Genomic DNA, 21,063 nt, shown 5'->3' on the forward strand with positions numbered 1-21,063 from the left:
GTCATCCTCGACAATCTCGCTGCCCACAAGAGCCCGGCCGCCGAGGCAGCGATCCGGGCCAGAGGCGCATGGCTGCTCTTCCTGCCGCCCTACAGCCCAGATCTCAATCCCATCGAAATGGCATTCGCCAAGCTCAAGGCGCACCTGCGCGCAAAGGCCATCAGAACCATCGACGCCCTGTGGCAGGCCATTGGCGATATCTGCAATCTCTTCTCTCCAACAGAATGCAGAAATTACTTCGCAGCCGCAGGGTATGGACTCACATGAAAGTCCGCCGCTCTAGAGTAGCCATCCACCCGGCAAAGCCGGGGGCCTTCAGACTTGAGCCTCTCAAGCGGCTCAAGCGTGGAGGCTCACGAAGGCGAAAGTCGTCGACGCCCGGAAACGTCAAACTGCTAGTGTCACACGGCAAGGCCGTGGGATCTCCCATACTGTTTAGGGCTCCAGCGAGAAGCTCCGAAACTCGATTCCGAGTTGCTTGAGCCGCTCTACACCGGGAACCTCTGCCGCCGGGTGCACGAGCCCAAGGATGGAGTCGGATCGGAAGGGTAGGGGGACATGCAGGGCCTCAGCTGCCTTGAGGACGCCACTGACAAGCTGCCAGGGCACGGCGACGGCGCGCAGTGTTCTGCCTTGTGATGCGGCGATCTCTTTCATGAGCCGTCGGAACGGTACCGGTTCGGGGTTGGCCAGCCCTACCGGTTCCGGCAGGGGCATGTCCGACTCGGCAATACGCACCATGGCGGCTGCCATGTCCGCCTCATGCACGGTGAACTGATGGGAGCGCGCTCCGATGAGAGGTGTGACTGGCAGGTTGGTGAGCTTGCGGAGCGCGCCTGCCATCCCGCCCCAACCGGGGCCGTACACCAGTCCGAGGCGGGTGGAGACACCTCCCAGACTGCTGGCGGTGCGCTCGCAGGCCAGCTTCGCCTGACCGTACAACTGTCGGGTTCCCTTACAGGCGGACATCGAGGAGATAAAAATGACCCGGCGAACCCCTGCGTCGGCGGCATTACGCAGGAGGTGCTGCGAGCCGGACACATTGACACCCCACACATCGCCGGCGCTGACGAGAGCCAGGTCCCATGCACCGTGGATGAGCACATCTAGGTCGCTCAATGCGGCCCCCGACGGCGGGCGCTTGATCTCGTATGGGCGCCACTCGGCGACGCCAACCATTGCGGCGGCAGAGTCGGAGGTCACCCGGTTCGAACGGGCGAACGCGATGACCTCATGCCCTTCTTCGGCGAAGGCGGCACGCAGAATGGTCCCGACATATCCGTTGGCTCCGGTGATACCGACACGCATAGAACGCTCAACCCGTCAGCTGCATCGCTTCGCAGGCGATGCGATGAGAATTGGCCATCACAGTCAGGGTAAAGGTAGTAGCTGGAACATTTGGGAAAACCGACCCGTCGATGAGATGGATACGGTCCCAGCGCGCCAGCCGCCCGAGGCGGTCTGTCGTCGCACTCCCGGTATCCGGCTCACTGGCGTGGGGAAAGCTGCCGCCAAAGTGGTAGCTCTTAGCCCCGCCCGACCACAGCATCCGCGGCGTGACTGGCCACAAGTCAAGGTAAGGTGCCGCCCTGCGGATCCGCTTTATTACGTCAGGCAGCATCGGAGGCACGTCTTTGCCCCTGACCCTGGCCTCGCCGAAGCCCTCTGAAGTGAGGGTGATCTTGGGTAGCTCATCAGGAGCTGCGGACACCTGGGCGGTGACCCGGACCTTGGGTGATGCCCAGGACGGCAAGTAGCCCAGGCCTACCGTCAACCGGCTCAGGAGCCGATCCGTCACGAAGGCGGCGGCGCGGTGTTGGAGGAAGCCGGGAAGCGCATCGTAGTATGCCTGGTTGAACGGATAGAAGTGAATCTGTGAGACATCGAAGCCTTCGTCGTCCCGGACGATGACCATGTTGAACTGGTTGAGTGTGAACTCGCGCCTTGTACGTGGGTCGGGGGTCGGCTTCATGGACATCATTGGAAGAACGAATTGAGCCGATTCCGAAAGATATACCGGCTGGTCCGATCCGAGCGAGCCCAGGATCAGCCGGGTGGTCCCGACTGCTCCGCAGCCCACGAAGACCCGGTCGGCGGTGAATCGCTGGATCCGGCCGCTGGACAGCTCCCGGGCCTGCACGACGGCCGTGTCGCCCTCCTGGTCAACTCGCACCGCGAGCAGCCCGCTGTGGTAGGCGATCCTCCCGCTGCGCCTGAAGCGATCGAAGCTGTGCGAGGCCGAATAGACTAGCGACCGCGGGCACCCAGTCATGCACAGCCCGCAGGGCTGGCATTCGGGCGCTGAGAAGGCGAGGCGGGCGCGGCCTATCGTTATTCCCGTGGAGCGCACTCGATCGCGGTGCCGGTCGTAGTTGGCCAGGACCATCTGCGTCCGCGGCGCCAGCGGCGGAAGCGGGTCCGGGGATCCGATGAGCGGGAACCACTCCTCGAGATCGTCGGACTCTCCAGCGAAAGGAATGTGACCCAGGATCGTCCGATAGTGCTCTTCCATATCCGAGAAGTCGAACGGCCATCCCTTGAACGAGGCGGCGCTGAAGGGCATGATCTGGGCTCCCCAGACGTTGCTGAACCCCCCGTAGGCGCTTGATATGACAGCTGAGTTGACTCTACCCTCGGAGTGGACGCCGTCGAGCTGGCCCTTGTTGACAAACGGGAAATCGGATCCGTAGCTTCTCTTTTCAGGCAGCGAATCGGACCGGATCCGCTTGGGTTGCAGGCTGACCCCGCGGACGTCCTCCTCATCCCAGTTGTCGACACGCAGCTTGGACATCCTGGAGATTACCTCTTGCGTCTCCGCGTCAAGCACGGTGCCCGGATCGAACACGGTTACCTTCTCGTCCGGTTTATCGGACAGCGCCAACACGGCGGCGGCTGCAGCCGGACCCGAACCAATGATTATCGAAGACGGCATCTACTTGCCGCGCCCATCGCCTTGCGCGGCTGTGTCCAGTATCTGCTTGGTTGCCTGTTGGCGCCGCCGGCGCAAGCGCCGCACCAGCTCGATCCGGCCGGCGACGTGGCCTACCGCGGCCAGCCCCACGCCAGCGACTATCGCCGCGGACCGGGCCAGCCCGTGGGCGTCACCCTTGGCCGCCTGCAAAATCTCCCGCGGTAGGCCCTTGGTCAGCGCGTACCAGGCGAAGCGGGCCTCTGCACCCAGTGTGGCCGCGTCGCCCATCTGGGCAAAGGCCTCGACCTTCCCCTTGTTGACGAACAGGCAGCGGCGCCAGAAGTACCTCCAGGTCGGCCGTGAGGCGGGCACGAAGTGGCGAACGGTCGCCGCTGGTTCGTAGATGACTGCCTCACTGCCCCTGAGGTGCGCCACGCGGTGACACATGTCCATGTCGTCGTGACGGTCGGAGTGGAACCCTCCCACCTGCTCGAGGAGGGTCCGCCGCACCGACATGTTGGCTCCTATGAGGTGAGCCAAAGGACCTCGGCTGGTCGGAAGGCCGTCATAAGCGCATCCGAACACCCAGTCGAACTGCACAGGAAACCAGGCCGGGCGGCTCGTCTCGAAAACCGGTATGGGGCGCCCGCCGACGGCGCCGATGCGCTTATCCCGGTAGGGTTCGATGAGAATCTCGAGCCAGTCCCTGTCGGCCGCCGCATCGTCGTCCAGGAACGCCAGGATCTCTCCAGTGGCTGTCTCGGCTGCCGTGTTTCGGGCCGCCCCCAGGTGCCCGTCATACTTGTTCTGGATCACCCGTATCGGAGGGGCGGATGCTGCGAAGTCAGCCCAGTGCGCGGCACAACGGTGGAACAGGGGCTGGTCGACAGATACGATGATCTCGCGGGGTTGCAAGGTCTGCTCCTGAACCGAGGCCACCGACTGAAGCAACAGCTCCCATCTGTCCTCGGAGTAGGCACAGATAATCACTGAGATGGTAGGGGGCGGCTGCCGGCATTCGCTGCTGACGCCATCCTCGGGCTGCCCGGTTTTGGATCCAGGCTGACCGGTTGTGGCAACGGCAACGTCATGACCGCGGCGGGCGAGACCGATAGTTAGGTTGCGGACGTGGCCCCGCTGGCCAACGCCAATCGACATATAGGATTGCGCAAGCATCAGAATACGCATCTAGGAATTCTCCCGACTTGAGCTGCCAATGTCTGTCCAAACTCTTTGATAGACGTGCGATGGTCTTGGTTTTTGAAACGCAGGCTTCCACGCGGGATTCGGCCTACCCGGAAGCCGGTTTTCAGCATAAAAAGTTACCAACCAGGGCCGAGGTTTGCGCCATCGTAGGCTTGCTTCCGTCGAGCGACCCGATCACCGGCTGGAGAAGGTGCGGACCACATTGGCGCCCATCGCCACCGCGTCGTCGAGCACGCGGGTGACCTCAGCCTGCAACCGGTAGGTCAGATAGTGGTTGTTTACGCCGGTCACGAAGAACGGCCTGCCGTCCAACGCAAAGTTCGTTCCGGAAGTCTTGATGAGGGATGTTGCCGACGGATCGTCCGCGGCGCTCGCGACTGCCGGAACGGACAGCAACGCGGACACCAGCACCCGCAGTCCGGCGTTCCGCAGCCCATTTTCACTCGTTGCCAGTCGATGATCATCCTGGCATTTGGCTCTCGCCGGCCACAGGGTGCAATGGCCCCTAAGGATTACCTCCTCTGACCTCACACAGCCACGGCGTCGTTCGGGCATAGTGGTGCTTAGCCGTTTCCAGTCGCTCGAGTATGGACCCGTGCTCAGGCATCTCCCAATCAAGTGTTCGGCTCCCGACATGGCGAGTCCCCGCAACCATGGTGGGTGGAAACCATCCTCGCGCTGCGGCTTTCTATCTGCCGCCCTTGGCTCGCGTGCCTGCGGCGGAATCCAGGGTAGGCGGATCGCCTGAGGTGGTTCTCGTGGAAGCTGTAAGCTGGCTTTTTGAAATCGGCCGTGAGAACAACAATGCGCATTTGCCTGAGTCTCGATTCGTCCCGGCTGCTGCGGTGGCACCTCTGGCTGGCAGAAGCGCTCGCTGAAGTGCCCGGCAACGAAGTCTTCTGCGCTTTGGCGGCCGGTCGCTGCCCGCTGCCGATAATCTGCCGTCTGCTGCTGGAACTCGAACAACTGGTCTGTGGCTTTCGCGGGAACGGCGCCATCGACCCCGTCCAGGCGGCGCTGCGGTGCCTGCCGCCGCCTCCGGCCGACCAAGTGGATGTGGTGATCGATTTGAGCGGCGCAGAATCGCTCCCGGCGGGGCGGCGCGTGCTCACCCCGGTCTTCAACGGCGCACCCGGCGAGATCGGAGTTGTGGCGGCCTGGGTGAATCATCAGGATCTTCTCGTCGACCTGCATGACACGGCGCGCCCGTTGCGGCCGTGGACGGCGCGTCCGGCCAGTGCAGACCGTGAATTATTGGCAGCGAGGCTCGACAGCGCCCTTTCCTGCGCTGTGCCGCTGATCCTCAAAGCCCTGTGCGAGGAAAGCGGTTCAACTGCGTCCGGTATCCGCGGTCCGCGGACGGCAGTGCCCTCGTTTGGCGCGCTTTCGGCGCTTGCAAGGGCGAGCGGCACGGTTGCATCGAAGGCGATCGGGCTTTTGGACGTCCTGGCGAGGGGCGGCAGGATGTGGGGGATTGGCTGGCGCTTCGATGAATCGGCGAGCCTGCTCGACAAAGGCGAAGCAGCCTTCCGGGTGCTCACCGGAAATGCCGACAGCTACCTTGCCGACCCGTTCCCGTTCCGGCACCAGGGGCAGAATTTCATCTTTGTCGAACAGTACCTCTACTCGAAGAACCGGGGGTGCATTGCGGTCGTGGCAGTGAACCGGGACGGGACAGCCGGCGCATCCCGGATCGTCGTAGAGGAACCGCATCACCTCTCGTACCCGTTCGTGTTCGAGCAGGATGGGCAGATCTGGATGATCCCCGAATCGGGGGCGGCCAAGAATGTCAGCCTCTACAGGGCAGTGGAATTCCCTTACCGGTGGACGCGGGAGGCCTGTCTCATGGAAGGCATTGAGGGCTACGATACCACGCCGCTCTGCCATGAGGGCGGCTTTTGGTTTTTCGTCAGCCCAAGGCTTTGGAGGTCCACATCCTGGGATCTTCTCAGCCTCTACCGTGCCGAGAGCCTGACTGGGTCCTGGACGCCCCATGCCGCCAACCCCGTCCTGCTCGATGCAAGGCTCAGCCGTCCCGCAGGCGCCGTCATCCGACATGGCGGACGCACGCTACGCCCGGTCCAAGACTGCGCGCGCGGTTATGGCGGCGCGGTGACGTTCTGCCAGATTGATGCGCTCGGCGCGTCGGAGTTTGCCCAGACCCCGGTCGGTCGCATTTGGTCCGGAGCGTTGGGGTGTCACACCTACAATCGCCGGTCTGGCCTGGAGGTGATCGACCTGTTCGGGCATATCCGGGGTTTGCGAGAGGTCACGACCTCGTATCGTGTGCTGATACCCAACGCGCCGGTCTCGGGACCGCGCGGGGTCTCGGGACCGCGTGGGCGGTCGCTCTCTTGGCCGGTTTTGCCCGGGTTAGTTACCCGTAGCCAGGCGGTCGAGCGCAAGGTGCCCCGCCTGCGAAGGGCCGGGCGCGCTCGACCCTTCTCGGGCACAAAATAAGCTCGGAAATCACGGCCGAGTGAAGGAGCGAGCCCACCTGCACTTCGCAGCTTCTGGCCAGTGGCAGGTCAGCGTTGCGCTGGACGTTCATTTCTTCGCGCCGGCGAGCTTCGCTGCCTTCTGCACGGTTCGCTCAATAGAAAGTGTCGCTGTGAGCTAGTCCCAGCCGCGGGTCGATGAATGTCCTCGCTGGGGTTGAAGGTGGACCCAGAGGTCTAAAACGGGTTTGGCAACGCTGCCAACACAGCTGCTGAAGGTGATCGGTGCCGCTGCCGTACTATCCGCGCTGGTCGTATGGCTGGAAATAACCTGTAGGGATACCCCAAAAGAGCTAATCATCTATTTGCTTTTCATAACCATCTATCGTCCTTCCATTTCAGATCTGCATCAGTAATCGTCGCATCACAACCCAATATTAGGGGGCGACAAGCTTGCCAATCCTCTTTCATTTCATCTTCATTTCATAATGGCCGGGAGTCCGCATATGGTTGGATCAAGCACATCCGTGGATGTGGCGGTCATTGGAGCTGGCCGCCGCGGCTTGTCGCTGGCCGCGCATTTGCGTGCGCGATATGTGGAGCACCGGATTTTCGGGGAGCTCATGGGGTCATGGAAGCACAATATGCTCCCCGGATGGGTCCCATCGTACGACCTCAAAGCGCTGCCATGAACGCCCGTCTCTCCGGCATTCTCGCCCCCGTCGGTGCCACATCGCCGCCTGACCCGTTAAATGTCGCGCTGCGGGGATCACTGACTCTGCCCCGAGTCAGCTTCGTCGTCCCGACGCTCAATGAAGCCGAGAACCTCCCGTGGCTTCTGCCGCGCATCCCCAACTGGGCGCATGAGATCATTATCGTAGATGGTCGTTCGACTGACGATACGGTCGCGGTCGCGCGCCGCCTGCGAGAGGACGTGAAGGTCGTGATGGAGCCCCGGCGGGGCAAGGGCGCTGCACTGCAAGCGGGATTCCTGGCCGCCACAGGCGAAATCATCGTCATGCTGGATGCTGACGGCTCCATGGTGCCGGAGGAGGCGATCGTCTTTGTCAGTGCGCTGATGGCCGGCGCGGATCTCGTTAAGGGTTCACGCTTTATCCAGGGCGCCGGCACCGACGACATGTCGCTGTTCCGGATGTTCGGCAATAAGGGGCTGACCCTGTTCGTGCGGCTGCTCTATGGCGGTTGGTTCTCCGATCTATGCTACGGATACATAGCCTTCTGGACCAAGCACGTCGCCACGCTGGACTGCGATTGCGATGGGTTCGAGATCGAGACCCTCATCAACGTGCGGGCCTTGAAGAACCACCTCAATATCGTCGAGGTGGCGAGTTTCGAGGCTCCGCGCATCAGCGGCGTGAGCCATCTGCGCGCCATGCCGGACGGCTGGCGCGTCCTGAAAACCATCCTGCGCGAGAGGGTGCACCAACAGCGCAGGCGGAGCGCGACAGCCTGTGTTGTCGGTGGACAGACCTGATGCGAATCCTGATGGTTGCCGCTCGCTGCTACCCCCTCATAGGTGGCATCGAAACTCACATCCAGGAAGTCGGTCCCCGCTTGGTGGCGCGTGGCCACGCCGTCGACGTGCTCACTACCGATCCCTCGGGGGAGTTGCCGGCTGAGGAGGAGGTGCGCGGTATGCGCGTGCAGCGCGTGCCGGCCTGGCCGAGGGAGCTGGACCTCTATGTTGCGCCCGGCATTTATACCGCGATCCGGCGCGGGGCATGGGATCTGATCCATTTCCAAGGTTACAACAGCTTCGTGGCGCCGATCGGGCTGCTCGCGACCCTTCGCGGGGACCTGCCGTTCATCCTGACCTTCCACAGCGGCGGGCATTCCTCCCGGCTGCGCAATGCCGTGCGCGGCACACAGCACGCGCTGCTTCGACCGCTGGTGGCCCGCGCCGCGCGGCTGATCGGCGTCTCCGAATTCGAGGCCAGCTTCTTCAGCGCCAGAATGCGCGTGCCGCGCGAACGGTTTGTCGTCATCCCGAACGGCGCTGCGATGCCGGCTCCGAGCCCCGGCATCAAGGTCGATCCGCATCTGATCGTCTCGGGCGGCAGGCTGGAGCGCTACAAGGGCCATCACCGGGCGATCGCGGCCTTGCCCGAACTGATCCGCCGGGTACCGGACGTGCGACTGCACATCGTTGGAACAGGCCCGTACGAGGGAGAATTGCGGCGCCTCGTCGCGACGCTCGGCCTCGAGAAGCGGGTCACCATTGCGGGCATCCCCGGATCCGAGCGGCAGAAAATGGCAGACCTGCTGGCGAGCGCCGCGCTATTCGTGCTGTTCAGCGAATACGAAGCCCATCCGATCGCTGTGATGGAAGCCCTGTCGCTGCGCCGTCCGGTCCTCGTCAGCGACACGTCCGGTCTGCGGGAGCTGGCCGCCAATGGCCTGTGCCGGGCGATTCCGCCCAACGCCGGTCCTGGAGAGCTGGCCGCCGCCATGGCCCAGGAACTGGAGGCGCATCGGGAGGTCCCGGATTTGGCCCTGCCGGACTGGGATGCCTGCGCGCATGCGCTGAACCACGTTTATTATGATGTTCTCGGCAGCCGATCCATGCTCCGCTTGGGCCCCGGCGGCGTGACATCGTGGCCTCCTGCGACGAGGGCATGATGCTGATGATGCCGGCTCATTTCAGCGCGGGAACCAGGATCAACCCGCTTCAGGCCGGGATACGATTCGTCTCGGCCGTTGTCGGTCCCGACCTTCGCGACGGCAGCGCCGATGCCCCGTCGCAACGCGCCAATTCCGGATGGATTGCGGTTCTATGCCTGACGATCGCCGCGGCTCTACTCCTGGTCGTGGCCGGTCACGCGGCCGGGCGCCGCGGCTATGACGTGGCGCCGCCGCTCTTCTGGTCCGGTGTCGTTCTCCTGGTCGCTCCGACCAGCCTTCGCATCGCCTGGCCGACAACAGCCCGGGGTGAGCGCCTGTTCCTCCTGTTGCTGCTTGCCGAAGCCCTGTTCTATTGCAAGAACGTCTATTCCCCGACGAGCTTCAGCGGTTACGACGAGGTCTTGCACTGGATCGCGGCCCAGGATCTCATCACGGCCCGCCGGCTGTTCCTGTCCAACCCGCTTTTCCCGATCGGGCCAACCTATCCCGCCCTGGAAATCCTGACGACGGCGATCGTCGATCTGACGGGACTGCCCTTGTTTGTGGCGGGGACGCTCTTGTTGGCCATCCTCAAGGGCACGTTCATCGGTGCCCTGTTTCTGTTCCTCGAAAGCATCGCTGGGTCGCCGCGTATCTCGGCCATCGCCTGTCTGGCCTATATGGGCTGCTCAACCTTCTTCCTGTTCGATTCGATGTTCTCCTACGAGAGCCTCGGTATCGTGCTATGCGTGCTGACCTTCGCGGTCGAAGCAGCGTCCAAGGATCTCGTCGGGCGACCGAGGCTGAAGTCGTTCGGGCTGATTGCCTTGCTGTTGGCAAGCCTCGCGGTCACGCATCACCTCTCTGCCGCCTTCGCCGCCATCTATTTCGGAGCGCTGGCGACGCTCGAGACGTTGCGCCGGCACGATCCCCTGCGGATCAAGACCAGCACTGCCGTGGGCCTCGCGGCGATCCTCGCCATAGCCCTGCCGTCCCTGTGGGTGCAGGCCCGTGGCATCCCTCTCACAGGCTATCTCGGCCCGGTGATCGAGTCCGGTCTCGACACATTGCTCCGGAACATCCTGGGCGCGCCCACCCCGCGGTCGGAGCACCTCGGAGCGCCGGACAAGGCGCTCTACATGCGGCTGACCACCTTGCTGGCGCTCCTGCTGGTGGCCCTCGGACTGGCAACGGGATTCTTTCGGTCGCTGGCCATGGCAGCGCCGAGTGGTGCGCGGTCCGGTTGGCGTCCGATCCAGGACATTCTTAAACGCCGCTGGCGCGATAGCCGCCTCGTGCTCCTCAGCTTGCTGGCCTTCGGGCTCCCAGTCTCGGTGGCCTTCCGACTGACCGTCGCCGGATGGGAAGTCGGCAACCGCATGGGAACGTTCGTGTTCATCGCCGTCGGGCTGGTCGTCGCGGTGAGCATCGTCCACTTCTGGCAGGGCCGCACGCCACGCGGGTGGCGCCGCATCGCACCGGCCGTTGCTCTGGTGATCATCGTCCTGGGCGGCGTCACGAGCTCTTCGATTAATCCGATCCATGGGCGCTACAGGGTGGCCGCGGATCACGAATCCATCGAGCCGATGGGGATCGAAACGGCACGCTGGGCCAAGGAATGGCTCGGTGCTGGCAACCGCTTCACCACCGACCGCATCAACCGCCTTCTGCTTGCGGGCTACGGCCGGCAGGACGTTAGGGTCACCATCGTCGAAGGCGTCGATCCCGCGCGAATTTTCGAGGCCGAGACATTGGGGCCCGACGAGTTTTGGGCCTTGGCGCGAAGCAACATCGATTTCCTGCTGATTGACCTGCGCCTGACTACGGCTCCGCCGGTGCTCGGCTTTTACTTCCAGCCGTGGGAAGCGCGGCAGGGAGCGCCGCTCTCGGGCGCAGCGCTGCTCAAGTTCAATGACGTCAAGGGCGTCACCCGCATCTACGACAACGGCTGGATCGTCATCTATGACGTGAGGGGATTGCATGAGATTTTGTAGCAAGTGGGACCTTCTGGCCGCGTGCCTGTGGGCGGGGGCCGCGGTGGCGGCCGTTGCGGTCAGCGACAGCTTGCTCCTCCGTACTGCCCTGGGCGCGCCCATGGTGTTCCTCGTCTCGGGCCACACGGTGCTGCGGGCCATTGGCGTCAGGACAACCTCCGCGTTGGAACACTTCGTCTACGCGGTCGGAGCAAGCCTGGCCGCCAGCATCGCCGGGGGCTTTGCCCTGAACGCCGCAGGCTTCCTTACGCCGCTCGGCTGGGCGGTGTGGTTCTGGGCGGTGACGGCCGCCGCGGCACTGGTGGCCGCCGGCCGCCGCGACACTCCCGATCTGCCAGCCTGGCCGGCTCCGGCGCGGGTCCGGCTCTGGCAGGGGGCTGCGCTCATGCTAGCGCTGCTTGTAGCGACCGGAGCCTATGCGTTGGCCGTCCGAGACGAAGCGGCCTACCGGGAATTCAAATACACCGCGTTCTGGTTGTTGCCGTCGGCCGGTGGCGAGTCCGGCCGGATCACCGTCGGCATCAGGAGCGCCGAGACTCGACCTCAGCGATTCGACCTGGAAATCACCCTCGATGGGCAGCCGTTCGCCGTTTTCCGATCGCTCACCATCGCGCCGGGCGACACTTGGGCGCGGGAAATCCCGGTGCCCGTCTTGGCAACTCGCCAGACGGCCGAGGCGCGGCTTTATCGACCGGAAGACAACCGGCTCTATCGCAGCGTTTCGACGCTTGTGCCGCGGATCTAAAACGAGGCTGTACCATGCGCATCCTGCTGCTATCGCAGTTCTATCCTCCGGTGATCGGGGGAGAGGAGCGGCACGTCCGCAACCTCGGCGCGGCGTTGGTGGAGCGGGGCCATCATGTCAGCGTCGGGACCTTGATGCATCCCGGATCGCCCGCAACCGAGCTGGACGGCGCGGTTCGCGTGCACCGCTTGCGCGGCACGCTCCAGCGTCTGTCAGGCCTCCACACCGATCCCGAGCGCCGCCACGCACCACCTTTCCCGGATCCCGAACTGGTGCTAGCCCTGAAGCGGCTGGTCGCTCAGGAGAGGCCGGACATCGTCCACGCCCACAACTGGATCTACGCGTCCTTCCTGCCGGTCAAAGTTCTCAGTGGGGCACGCCTCGTGGTCACTCTGCACGACTACGGCCTTGTCTGCGCCAAGAAGAACTTCATGCACTTGGGGACCCATCTCTGCAGTGGCCCAGCACCGGCCAAGTGCTTACCTTGCGCCACCGGGCATTACGGAGCCGTGAAGGCAGCCGCGACCACCTTGGGCAACTGGGCTTCGAGCTTCGGCGCTCGGCGCGCTGTGGACCGCTTCATCGCGGTGAGCCACGCGGTGGCCAGCCACACCGGCCTCACCCAAGGCCGCGCCCCCTACGAGGTCATTCCCAACTTCGTGCCCGACAATGTCGAGGTACTTGGCCCGGAAGATCCCTGCCTGCGGGAGCTACCTGGGCATGGATTCATCCTGTTCGTCGGCGACATGGCGCGCCTCAAGGGCATTGACGTTCTCCTGCAAGCCTATGCCGGCCTAGAGCGGGCGCCGCAGCTGGTCCTGATCGGGCGCCGGGCCGCCGATACACCAACCGAGTTTCCGCCGAACGTCCGCGTCTTCGGTACGTGGCCGCATTCCGCCATCATGCATGCATGGCGGCGCTCACTGTTCGGCGTGCTACCATCGGTGGGACCTGAAGCCTGCGCGACGGTCATCATGGAAGCCATGGCTTCCGGCAAGGCAGTCATCGCAACCGATGTCGGCGGCATGCCGGATATCGTCGATCATGGGGAAACAGGGCTTCTCGTGCCGCCCGGCGACGCGCACGCCCTCGCCCACGCAATGCAGACACTTCTGGATGACCGCGCCTTGCTGGCCCGCCTGGAGACGACAAGCCTCGCCAGGGTTGGATGCCTCAAGGCCGGAGCGGTCGTGACCCGGATCGAGCAGGTCTACCGGGACGTCCTGCGCCCAGCCGCCAGCAGGCCTGCGGTGCCGGCAAACCAAGGTTCGGGAGAGCCGTCATGCCGGTAGACCCCGCCGGGACGGCCATTATTCGCCTGCGCCGGGAGCTTCGAAAGAGCGCCGCGTTCGTCATGAATTCCGGCGCTCTGGCGATCGGAACGACTGCAACGGCCGGTCTCGGGTTTGTCTATTGGTGGCTCGCGGCCCGGCTGTTTCCGCCTGAGGTGATCGGCAACGTCTCCGCCCTCCTGTCCGTGATGGCGCTCATCGGCCTGCTGGGGGACGCCGGGCTGGGGACGTTGCTGATGGGTGAAATCGTCCGGCATCCCGGCAAGGAGCGCGGCCTCGTGGCCGCTGCAGCGTGCGTCGGGGTGGCGCTGGCGGTCGGCCTGGCCTTGTTGTTTGTCTTCGGGGAGGCGTACCTCAACAGCCCGACCGGGCCGATCGACGGCTTGTTCGTGGGCGCTACCTTCGTCCTCGGCTGCGGCCTGACCGTTCTCGGGATCGTGGCCGATACGGCGTTCATGGGCAACCTGCGCAGCACCGGCAAGATGATCCGGCAAGTGCTGTTCTCCACGTTCAAGCTGATGCTGCTCGCCGCGGCCGCCGGCTACGCCTCCAATGCCGCGCTTCTTCTGACCTGGGTGGCCGGCTTGCTGGCGGCCTGTATCGGCGTCGATCTCTTGACCCGGGGCGGCGCGCGTCGCCTCTTTGGGACCCCCGATTTCCAGCTGCTCCATGCGCTCCGACGCAAGGTGTTCGACCACTACGCGCTCGATGTAGCTTTGCAGGCCCCGGGCACCATCATGCCCTACCTTGTGCTGGTTCTCCTGTCGCCGACCACCAATGCCGCCTTCATGCCGTTGTGGATGCTGGTCTCCTTGGCCTCGTTGATTCCCGCAGCCATGGCCACGATCCTGTTCCCCGTGGTCAGAACAAGCCCGAAACAATCGAGACGCGACATCCTTATGTCGCTGACGGCGTCATTGCTCTTCTCGCTGGTCTGCGCCGTCTTCGTCTTCACCTATTCGCAGGAGATCCTTGCGGTCTTCAATCCGGCCTATCCTGAGATCGCCGGTTCGAGCCTGCGCTTCCTCGGCTTCAGCCTGTTGGGATCAACGCTCAAATTTCATGCCTGCACGCTGGCGCGGCTGGGCGACAGGATGCGCAAGGCATCTCGCTGGTTCGCGCTGGGCGGGTTGCTGGAGCTGTGCCTCGTGATCGCGGGGGCGAAGCTTGGCGGACTTCAAGGCCTGGTCCTGGGCTGGACGCTCGCCGTTAGCATCGAGGGCGTGTGCGCGGCCCTGACTTTGGCCTTCGCGATGAACCTGAATTCCGCCGGCGGTCCTGTGCACGAAGGGCCGCCGGTTGCGTAACCATCTGAGACTTGAGGAGACACCGCTCATGGCGCAACGTTATCGACCGCAATTGGATGGCCTGCGGGTCATCGCGACAAGCGAGAATTCTTTATCGCGCGCGCGTACTGCGCCACGCTACCCCCATCGCGGCGACTCGACCGCGATCGGAAGCAATGTTGCTTACAGGCTCGGCAAGTTGAGAGACCTGGGACTGCTACAGGGAGTCTGGCTCGACTGCGGCTGTGCCGAGGGCGGCTACACCGAGGCCCTGGTCGCCTGGGGTGCCCAGAAAGTCATTGGTGTCGATCCTGAACGATCGAGGATCGACGAGGCCATCGCTCGCAAGCTGGTGAATGATGAGAAGCTTAATCGGCGGCCAGATGCGATCGAATACCACTGCTGCACCGACGACTTCCCATTACCGGATGCGTCCGTTGATGCGACATTGTTGAATGAGGTTCTTGAGCACGTCGCCAATGAGGCGGCCACGCTGCGCGAAATTTGGCGAGTCCTGCGGCCCGGCGGTCATCTGGTCGTGATGAGTCCAAATCGCTGGTTTCCATTCGAGGGCCATGGGATGCGGTTTCTGGGCCGCAATTTCGGTTTCCCTATCCCACTGCTTCCTTGGCTGCCGAGTTCGTGGTCGGCTCGCGTTATGGCGGCACGGAACTACTGGCCGCATGAATTGCGGAATATTGTGGCTGCGGCGGGTTTCGAGATACAGAAGGTCGACTATGTGCTGCCGGTGTTGGAGCGTTATCAATGGCTGCCGGCTAGCGTGATACCGACCTACCGGCGGCTCATGCCACGGATCGAAAAAACGGCTTTGCGGAAATTCGGCGTTTCAACCCTGGTCGTAGCGACCCGCCCCGTCGGCCACACTTAACTGGCCAGCTTCGGAGACCGGTGCTCCACTCCGCCGAGCCATGACGAATTGTATTCGAGTTGAAACGAACTGGAGAGCCGGACGGTTGGCGCGGTGGGATGCTGCGCATCAGGCTCACGACATCGACGCGACCACCTCCAGCATCACCTCCGTCGCGCCGCCGCCGATGGATAGGACGCGGGCGTCACGCGCTATGCGCTCGATCGGGCTCTCGCGCATGAGGCCCATAGCGCCGTGGAACTGCACGCACGTATACGTGACCTCGTTGACGAGTTCGCCGCAGATGGCCTTCACCATCGAGACCTCGCGCAGGCAATCTTCGTCCGCCGCCATGCGCCAAGCGGTGGCATAGAGAAACTGGCGGCCTGCCTCCACCTTCGCAGAGAGCATCGCGAGACGTTCACGGATCGCCTGCATGTCCCATAGGACGCCTCCGAATGCGCGGCGAGCTTTCACCCAGGCGAGGGTCATATCGATCGCCGCCTCGGCCGCCCCTATCGCCATGCCGGCGAGGACAAGGCGCTCGTTCTGGAAGTTGCGCATGATGGAGTAGAAGCCCTGTCCCTCCGCGCCGAGCACGTTCTCGGCGGGGATGCGGCAACCGTCGAAGACGAGCTCCGCCGTATCGGAGGAGCGCCAGCCGTGCTTGTCCAGCTCGCGGGCGACGCTGAAGCCTGGCGTGCCCTTCTCGACGAGGAACATCGTGATCCCGTGGCTTCCTGCCGAGGGATCGGTCTTGGCGGCGACGCAGTAGAGATCCGCGTGGACGCCGTTCGTGATGTAGAGCTTCGTGCCGTCGAGGACGTAAGAGTCGCCCTCTCGGCGGGCGCGCGTGCGGATCGCCTTCACGTCCGAGCCCGTATCCGGCTCCGTGATGGCGACCGCGGTGATCACCTCGCCGCTGATAATGCCCGGCATCCAGCGGGCCCGCTGGGCTTTGGTCCCGTCGTGAAAGACATGCACGGAAGCCATGTCGGTATGGACCAGCGTCGCGCTTGCGACGCCGCCATAAGTCGAGCGCCCGAGCTCCTCGGCGAAGATCGTCGATGCGACCGCGTCCATCTCGGAACCACCGTACTCGGCCGGGTAGCGGATGCCGAAGAAGCCGAGTTCACCCATGCGGCGCAGGATCGGACGGGGAATGAACCCGTCCTCCTCCCAGCGATCCGCACGCGGCTTGATCTCCTCCTCGACGAACCGGCGCACCTGGTCGCGTAAGAGCTCATATTCCCCCGCCGCCCAAGGCAGCCCCGATCCTCGCGCCGGTACCCAAGCTTTGTCCATCATCTTCATCCGCTCTGCTCTGCAGTCCAACGCAAAAGCTTCCGTCCAGATTGGTACCCAAAGGCCATTCGGAGGCCTTGCGGAAAGCTAGAGTTCGATTTCCTCTCTCGGTCCTTCCGAGACTGAAGGGGCTCCGGAATCGGCCACCCAGAGCATTCCGTCGATCACTTCCGCCAGTCCGGCCACTGTCGGGCGCTCGAAAAGGTTGCGAAGCTGCACGTCGACGCCGAAGCTCTGCCGCATGCGCGACACTGCCCGCATCACCAGCAGCGAGTGCCCACCCAGGCCGAAGAAGTTGTCGTCACGGCCGATCGACTCGACCTTGAGGAGATCGCACCACAGCGCGGCCAGCGTCTTCTCGGTCGCCGTCGAGGGGGCGACGAAGTCTTGTGCAGGCTGGATGTTTTCCGCCGTCGGCTCGGGAAGCGCAGAGCGGTCGATCTTGCCGTTGGACGTGAGTGGCATCCGTTCGAGGCGAACATACTGCGTCGGAATCATGGACTCCAAGAGTTCTTCGGCGAGGTGGGTGCGCAGGTCCGCCACGGTCAGGGGTTTGGACGAGACATAGTAGGCCACAAGTCGTGCGATGCCGTCTTCGGCCGCTGGCGGTTCGACATAGCCGATTTGGGCCATGATCTCCTTGATGCGGGATAGGTCCAGCTCGTCGTTGAGTTCGTCAATGGCTTCATCGCGCGTCTTCTGGCCGAGACGCACATCCCAGCTGTAGGGAAGGGCGTAGTTGTGATGTCCCCGCTGCTTCTTATGAACGTAGATGCCGACATCGTTGATGAGACAGTTCGTGGAGCGTCCTGTATCCGCAGGCCGATCCCATCCCGCCTGCGTCTTCAGGAAATCGAGCATGTCCTCAAGAGGGACGCTCCAGTAGCGGTAGAAGTCGATGAACTTCACTTCCTCGAATACTGAGTCGTTCCGGAAGGCATCCACGTCGAGATAGCGCGACACAGCATCCTCGCGGCGGTGATACTCCTTGCGCGCCTCGGCGATGAGCGCGTCCAGACGGGCCGGATCGTAGTCGTCCCGCTTGAAGACCTCCTCGGTCAGGCGCGTCTCAAAGAACTGGCCGCGGGACAACCCAGTCACGATGTACCCGATCCCTCGTTCGCGGGCGACGTTCGTGGCCAGGGTGTAGATCGTCTTGAAGCAGCCGTTGCAGACGTTCGCGAACCGTTTCAGGCTGTCGACGAAGATCTCGTTCATATGCGGCGTGCTTCCCCAGTGGTGATCCACGCCGAGGGAGTTCACGAGCCGCCTGATATTGGCCTTGGCTCCTTCCGAAATGAAACCGTTGTCAAGGGTGAAGGTAAGCGGCTTCACCCCCATGGCGACGAGCTTGCACAGCATAAAACTGCTGTCTTTGCCGCCGCTCAACAGCACGATACAGTCGTAAGGTCCCTTCCGGTTAGCCTGCATCTCCGCGATGAGAACCTGGAGGTCATCCGATGTCTTGAAATAGGTCTGCGCCTTGTCGACATAGGTGTCGAAGGCCCGGCACAGATTGCAGACGCCTGCCGCATCGAACGTCGTGCCGGGCAGGCCGGACGCAACACCGCACCGTTCGCAATAACGCACTTGTGTCTCTGGTTTCGCCACCGAGGTGGCGATGGCAGCGACAGCGCATTCCTGAACGTGCGGGTGCTGCAGAAGCCGGGCTTCGATCTCGCCCAGCTCGATACGCGCGCCACCAACCTTCACCTGGTGATCGGCGCGGCCGAGAAAGTCCAGGCGCCCTTCCGAGTTCCAGCGGGCGAGATCGCCCGTCTTGTACAGCCGCAGCTTCGAAAACCCATCTCGGGGATCGATCGCCGTGAGGAAACGCTCGTCGGTCAGGTCAGGGCGATTGAAATAGCCTCTCGCGAGACCGTCGCCGGCAATGAACATCTCACCGATGATGCCGGGGGCGGTGGGCTGATGTGCCTTATTGAGGACGTAGATGCCCGCATTGGCGGCCGGAACCCCGATCGGCACCGATGCGGATTGATCCCGGTCAATGTCGAAACGGTGAATCATGCAGCCCACAGTGGCTTCGGTTGGTCCGTACTCGTTGTAGATCTCGATAGGGTGGGGGATGGCTTTCGTGATATCGCGAGCCAACTCGGTCTTGAAGTCCTCGCCACCCACGATGAACTTGCGCAGCCTTGAGGTCTCAAGATTGCGGTCGCGGATCATCGCGAGATGCGCCGGCGTCAGCTTCATGACATCGACGGCATTGTCGTCGATGACCTTGAGCACGACCATGCTCTGGACTCCGGGATCACCAAGATAGACCACGATGCGGCCGCCGGTGATGAGTGACGTGAAGAGCGTCGTGACGGTCAGATCGAAGGCGAGGGATGAGAAAAGGGGCCATGCGAGACGTTCGCCGCAACTGTACACCCGAGCGGCCCACCCGATGTAGTTCACCAGATTCCGGTGCTCGATCACGACGCCCTTGGGCGTGCCGGTCGAGCCGGAGGTGAAGATGATATAGGCGGCGCCGTCCGGAGTGGCAGCGGACGGTCGGGCCGAGTCCGGCTGATGTAAAATCGACCCGAAATCGGCGTCGAGCACGAAAATGTCGGCAAAGTTCGGGGAAATGACGGATTGCAGGCGCGCCTGAGTGATCGCCACCGGCGCCCGCCCGTCGGTCCCGTTGGCAATGTCCTTCAGGATTGTTGCCAGACGCCCCTTCGGCGTTGCCGCATCCACCGGCACATAGGCTGCGCCGGACTTCAGGACGCCTAAGATCGCGACGACGACTTCAATGGAGTGCTCCATGAACACAACGGCAATCCGACCCGGCCCCACGCCGGTCGATGTCAGATGCATGGCCATCTGGTTGGAGCGTTCGTTGAGCTGCTGGTACGTCAGCGTTGCATCGCCGAAGCGGATCGCTTCAGCGTCAGGACTACGCGTCGCCTGGTCGCGGAAGAGATCGATGATTGTCCTGTCCGACGGGTAGGGCGCTGCCGTGGCGTTGTACTCGACAACCAGCGCCTGATGATCGGCATCTTTCAGCAGGGGAAGCATTACGCCCTCCGCCGCGATAGGAAGGACTTCATTCATGAGATACGCTCCCCATTGCGGAAGTCAAAAAAATCAAATCACGTCAATCATTCAGCTTTTTGGGTTGCCCGGCGATAAAGCTCTGCAATGGCAGGCGCGTCCGGTTCCTCCAGCATAAGGGGACCGTTGCAGTCCTCGGGCCCGAAATAAAATTCGGCATGCGGCACCACTCGAAGCCATCGGTGCGGTGCTGCACCCGATCGCAGCCAGGCCTTGTTCGGAAGAAATATGCATACTCGACCCGAATACGGAGTGGGAATGTACCGCCGCAAAGCCGTGATCGCCGTCGATTTGAGTCGAGCTCTGCTCGCCAGCACCGGATCTGTCGTGACAGGCTCTTTGCTTTTGCGAACGAGGGGCACGAGGGCGGCGCGGACGCGCTCGCCGAGATTCCGGAGGCGACTGCCGAAATATCGGAGACGGGCGCCGAATGTCGGCAGCTTCGCCATCTCTCGCAGGCACGAATCGGCGCTCCGCCTGGCATAGAAATACAGCAGACGCGGCAATTCCTTATAGGTGGTGGGGTGAAGAGGGCCAAAGAGCGCTATGCACGGGACCTCCGCTCCGCTTTGACCCAGCATTTTCGCCAGTTCGAAAGCGGTTGCAGCGCCGGAGCAGTAACCGGCGATGATGTACGGACCGGTGGGCTGATATTCGACGATCTGGCGGGCGAAGTACTCGGCGATATCTTCGACGCGGTCCATCGGATCGCTCTGCCCATCGAAGCCAGACGGTTGGAGTGCGTAAAACGGTTGATCGCCGCCCAGGTGCTTCGACAGGTCCGAGAATGAGAACGGCGCCCCGATATGGCCGGGTACGGCGTAAATGGGCGTGCGTGTTCCGCCAGACTGCAGGGGAATGATTGCAGGCTGTTGCCGGGCCGCCGCCGTGGCCATATTCAGAAACGCGATGATCTCGCCCTTCCGGTCCCGCAACTGGTCGCGAAACTCCGCCGTCAGTGCGCCAGCTGGGGCGTTGCACCGCAGCCGGTCGCCCTCTACCCAGATCTTGATGTCCTTGACCGCGAGGTCTGCGAGAAGCTCCGGGAACTGCATCACGTCCGCCGACATAGGTCTTCCGATCACTTTCTTCATGATTCACGACGGAGCCGAAGTGGTTCCCGCGTCCCAGTTTCTCCAGCACGACGGTTTCATCGATGAAACTGCCGCGCTTTCTCCATACGCCCGGGACATGTCAGTGAAGCGCTGTCCCGTGTTCTCAACCGCGACCCACCGCGAAGTGTGGGGAACAAGTCCGGTTCGAATGAACTTGCGTGCAGTCCAATGGAATTGGTTGAGCTCCTCGTTTATCCGCGGTGCATCGTAAGTGAATT

General features: G+C 63.2%; 16 protein-coding genes. 9 read left to right on the top strand and 7 right to left on the bottom strand.

Translation table 11 applies throughout. From position 1 onward, the window contains the following. Positions 1-267, top strand: a 267-nt coding sequence (locus NKJ20_RS13425) for a transposase (protein WP_352744544.1), incomplete at its 5' end; no start/stop codon positions are given. Between the two features lie 168 nt (positions 268-435). On the opposite strand, the gene NKJ20_RS13430 is transcribed toward NKJ20_RS13425, so the two are convergent. The 4 genes from NKJ20_RS13430 to NKJ20_RS13445 form a co-directional block, all read right to left on the bottom strand. Then, positions 436-1,308: an NAD-dependent epimerase/dehydratase family protein gene (locus NKJ20_RS13430; protein ID WP_352744545.1), complete on the bottom strand. Its 873-nt coding sequence runs from the start codon at positions 1,306-1,308 to the stop codon at positions 436-438. A gap of 7 nt (positions 1,309-1,315) precedes the next feature. After that, positions 1,316-2,932 (bottom strand): Rossmann-fold NAD(P)-binding domain-containing protein, encoded by a 1,617-nt coding sequence (locus NKJ20_RS13435; protein WP_352450575.1) that lies wholly within the window; start codon positions 2,930-2,932, stop codon positions 1,316-1,318. Next, a complete protein-coding gene (locus NKJ20_RS13440; RefSeq protein WP_352744546.1) occupies positions 2,933-4,099 on the bottom strand; it encodes a glycosyltransferase family 2 protein in 1,167 nt (388 codons plus the stop codon). Between the two features lie 192 nt (positions 4,100-4,291). Continuing rightward, positions 4,292-4,522, bottom strand: a complete 231-nt coding sequence (locus NKJ20_RS13445) for a hypothetical protein (RefSeq protein WP_352744548.1) — start codon at positions 4,520-4,522, stop codon at positions 4,292-4,294. A 399-nt stretch (positions 4,523-4,921) separates the two neighbouring features. Here NKJ20_RS13445 and NKJ20_RS13450 point away from each other — a divergent pair, with 399 nt between their 5' ends. The 8 genes from NKJ20_RS13450 (at position 4,922) to NKJ20_RS13485 (ending at position 15,383) form a co-directional block, all read left to right on the top strand. Further along, positions 4,922-6,577: a glucosamine inositolphosphorylceramide transferase family protein gene (locus NKJ20_RS13450; RefSeq protein WP_352744549.1), complete on the top strand. Its 1,656-nt coding sequence runs from the start codon at positions 4,922-4,924 to the stop codon at positions 6,575-6,577. Between the two features lie 666 nt (positions 6,578-7,243). Beyond that, positions 7,244-8,050 (top strand): glycosyltransferase family 2 protein, encoded by an 807-nt coding sequence (locus NKJ20_RS13455; RefSeq protein WP_352450579.1) that lies wholly within the window; start codon positions 7,244-7,246, stop codon positions 8,048-8,050. Then, the gene (locus NKJ20_RS13460) at positions 8,050-9,195 is read left to right on the top strand and encodes a glycosyltransferase family 4 protein (RefSeq protein ID WP_352450580.1); all 1,146 of its coding nucleotides are present in this window, start codon (positions 8,050-8,052) and stop codon (positions 9,193-9,195) included. Before NKJ20_RS13455 ends, NKJ20_RS13460 begins: the two co-directional genes overlap by 1 nt. 224 nt (positions 9,196-9,419) lie before the next feature. Then, the gene (locus NKJ20_RS13465) at positions 9,420-11,171 is read left to right on the top strand and encodes a putative glycosyltransferase family protein (protein WP_352744554.1); all 1,752 of its coding nucleotides are present in this window, start codon (positions 9,420-9,422) and stop codon (positions 11,169-11,171) included. A 100-nt stretch (positions 11,172-11,271) separates the two neighbouring features. Further along, positions 11,272-11,916, top strand: coding sequence for a hypothetical protein (locus tag NKJ20_RS13470; RefSeq protein ID WP_352450582.1), 645 nt, complete (start codon positions 11,272-11,274; stop codon positions 11,914-11,916). A gap of 14 nt (positions 11,917-11,930) precedes the next feature. After that, a complete protein-coding gene (locus NKJ20_RS13475; RefSeq protein WP_352450583.1) occupies positions 11,931-13,208 on the top strand; it encodes a glycosyltransferase family 4 protein in 1,278 nt (425 codons plus the stop codon). Next, positions 13,199-14,515 (top strand): lipopolysaccharide biosynthesis protein, encoded by a 1,317-nt coding sequence (locus NKJ20_RS13480; protein WP_352744557.1) that lies wholly within the window; start codon positions 13,199-13,201, stop codon positions 14,513-14,515. The genes NKJ20_RS13475 and NKJ20_RS13480 overlap by 10 nt, the downstream gene beginning before the upstream one ends. A gap of 28 nt (positions 14,516-14,543) precedes the next feature. Beyond that, complete coding sequence (locus NKJ20_RS13485) at positions 14,544-15,383, top strand: class I SAM-dependent methyltransferase (protein WP_352744560.1); 840 nt, start codon at positions 14,544-14,546, stop codon at positions 15,381-15,383. 114 nt (positions 15,384-15,497) lie between these two features. Here the strand turns inward: NKJ20_RS13485 and NKJ20_RS13490 are convergent, their stop codons facing one another. From NKJ20_RS13490 to NKJ20_RS13500, 3 genes are all read right to left on the bottom strand, one after another. Further along, positions 15,498-16,676: an acyl-CoA dehydrogenase family protein gene (locus NKJ20_RS13490; protein WP_352744563.1), complete on the bottom strand. Its 1,179-nt coding sequence runs from the start codon at positions 16,674-16,676 to the stop codon at positions 15,498-15,500. Positions 16,677-16,754: 78 nt separating this feature from the next. Beyond that, a complete protein-coding gene (locus NKJ20_RS13495) occupies positions 16,755-19,730 on the bottom strand; it encodes an amino acid adenylation domain-containing protein (protein ID WP_352744565.1) in 2,976 nt (991 codons plus the stop codon). Between the two features lie 47 nt (positions 19,731-19,777). Continuing rightward, entirely contained in the window at positions 19,778-20,824 is a 1,047-nt protein-coding gene (locus NKJ20_RS13500) for a TubC N-terminal docking domain-related protein (RefSeq protein ID WP_352450588.1), read from the bottom strand. Positions 20,825-21,063: the final 239 nt, after the last annotated feature.

This window comes from Mesorhizobium sp. M0185, assembly GCF_040322175.1.
GTDB lineage: Bacteria > Pseudomonadota > Alphaproteobacteria > Rhizobiales > Rhizobiaceae > Mesorhizobium.

Excerpts from the sequence above, each read along its gene's own strand:
- NKJ20_RS13500 (WP_352450588.1), bottom strand. The coding sequence starts at position 20,824 with ATGAAGAAAGTGATCGGAAGACCTATGTCGGCGGACGTGATGCAGTTC.
- NKJ20_RS13455 (WP_352450579.1), top strand. The coding sequence starts at position 7,244 with ATGAACGCCCGTCTCTCCGGCATTCTCGCCCCCGTCGGTGCCACATCG.
- NKJ20_RS13470 (WP_352450582.1), top strand. The coding sequence starts at position 11,272 with ATGGTGTTCCTCGTCTCGGGCCACACGGTGCTGCGGGCCATTGGCGTC.
- NKJ20_RS13435 (WP_352450575.1), bottom strand. The coding sequence starts at position 2,932 with ATGCCGTCTTCGATAATCATTGGTTCGGGTCCGGCTGCAGCCGCCGCC.
- NKJ20_RS13480 (WP_352744557.1), top strand. The coding sequence starts at position 13,199 with ATGCCGGTAGACCCCGCCGGGACGGCCATTATTCGCCTGCGCCGGGAG.
- NKJ20_RS13460 (WP_352450580.1), top strand. The coding sequence starts at position 8,050 with ATGCGAATCCTGATGGTTGCCGCTCGCTGCTACCCCCTCATAGGTGGC.
- NKJ20_RS13450 (WP_352744549.1), top strand. The coding sequence starts at position 4,922 with ATGCGCATTTGCCTGAGTCTCGATTCGTCCCGGCTGCTGCGGTGGCAC.
- NKJ20_RS13495 (WP_352744565.1), bottom strand. The coding sequence starts at position 19,730 with ATGAATGAAGTCCTTCCTATCGCGGCGGAGGGCGTAATGCTTCCCCTG.
- NKJ20_RS13490 (WP_352744563.1), bottom strand. The coding sequence starts at position 16,676 with ATGAAGATGATGGACAAAGCTTGGGTACCGGCGCGAGGATCGGGGCTG.
- NKJ20_RS13430 (WP_352744545.1), bottom strand. The coding sequence starts at position 1,308 with ATGCGTGTCGGTATCACCGGAGCCAACGGATATGTCGGGACCATTCTG.
- NKJ20_RS13485 (WP_352744560.1), top strand. The coding sequence starts at position 14,544 with ATGGCGCAACGTTATCGACCGCAATTGGATGGCCTGCGGGTCATCGCG.
- NKJ20_RS13440 (WP_352744546.1), bottom strand. The coding sequence starts at position 4,099 with ATGCGTATTCTGATGCTTGCGCAATCCTATATGTCGATTGGCGTTGGC.
- NKJ20_RS13475 (WP_352450583.1), top strand. The coding sequence starts at position 11,931 with ATGCGCATCCTGCTGCTATCGCAGTTCTATCCTCCGGTGATCGGGGGA.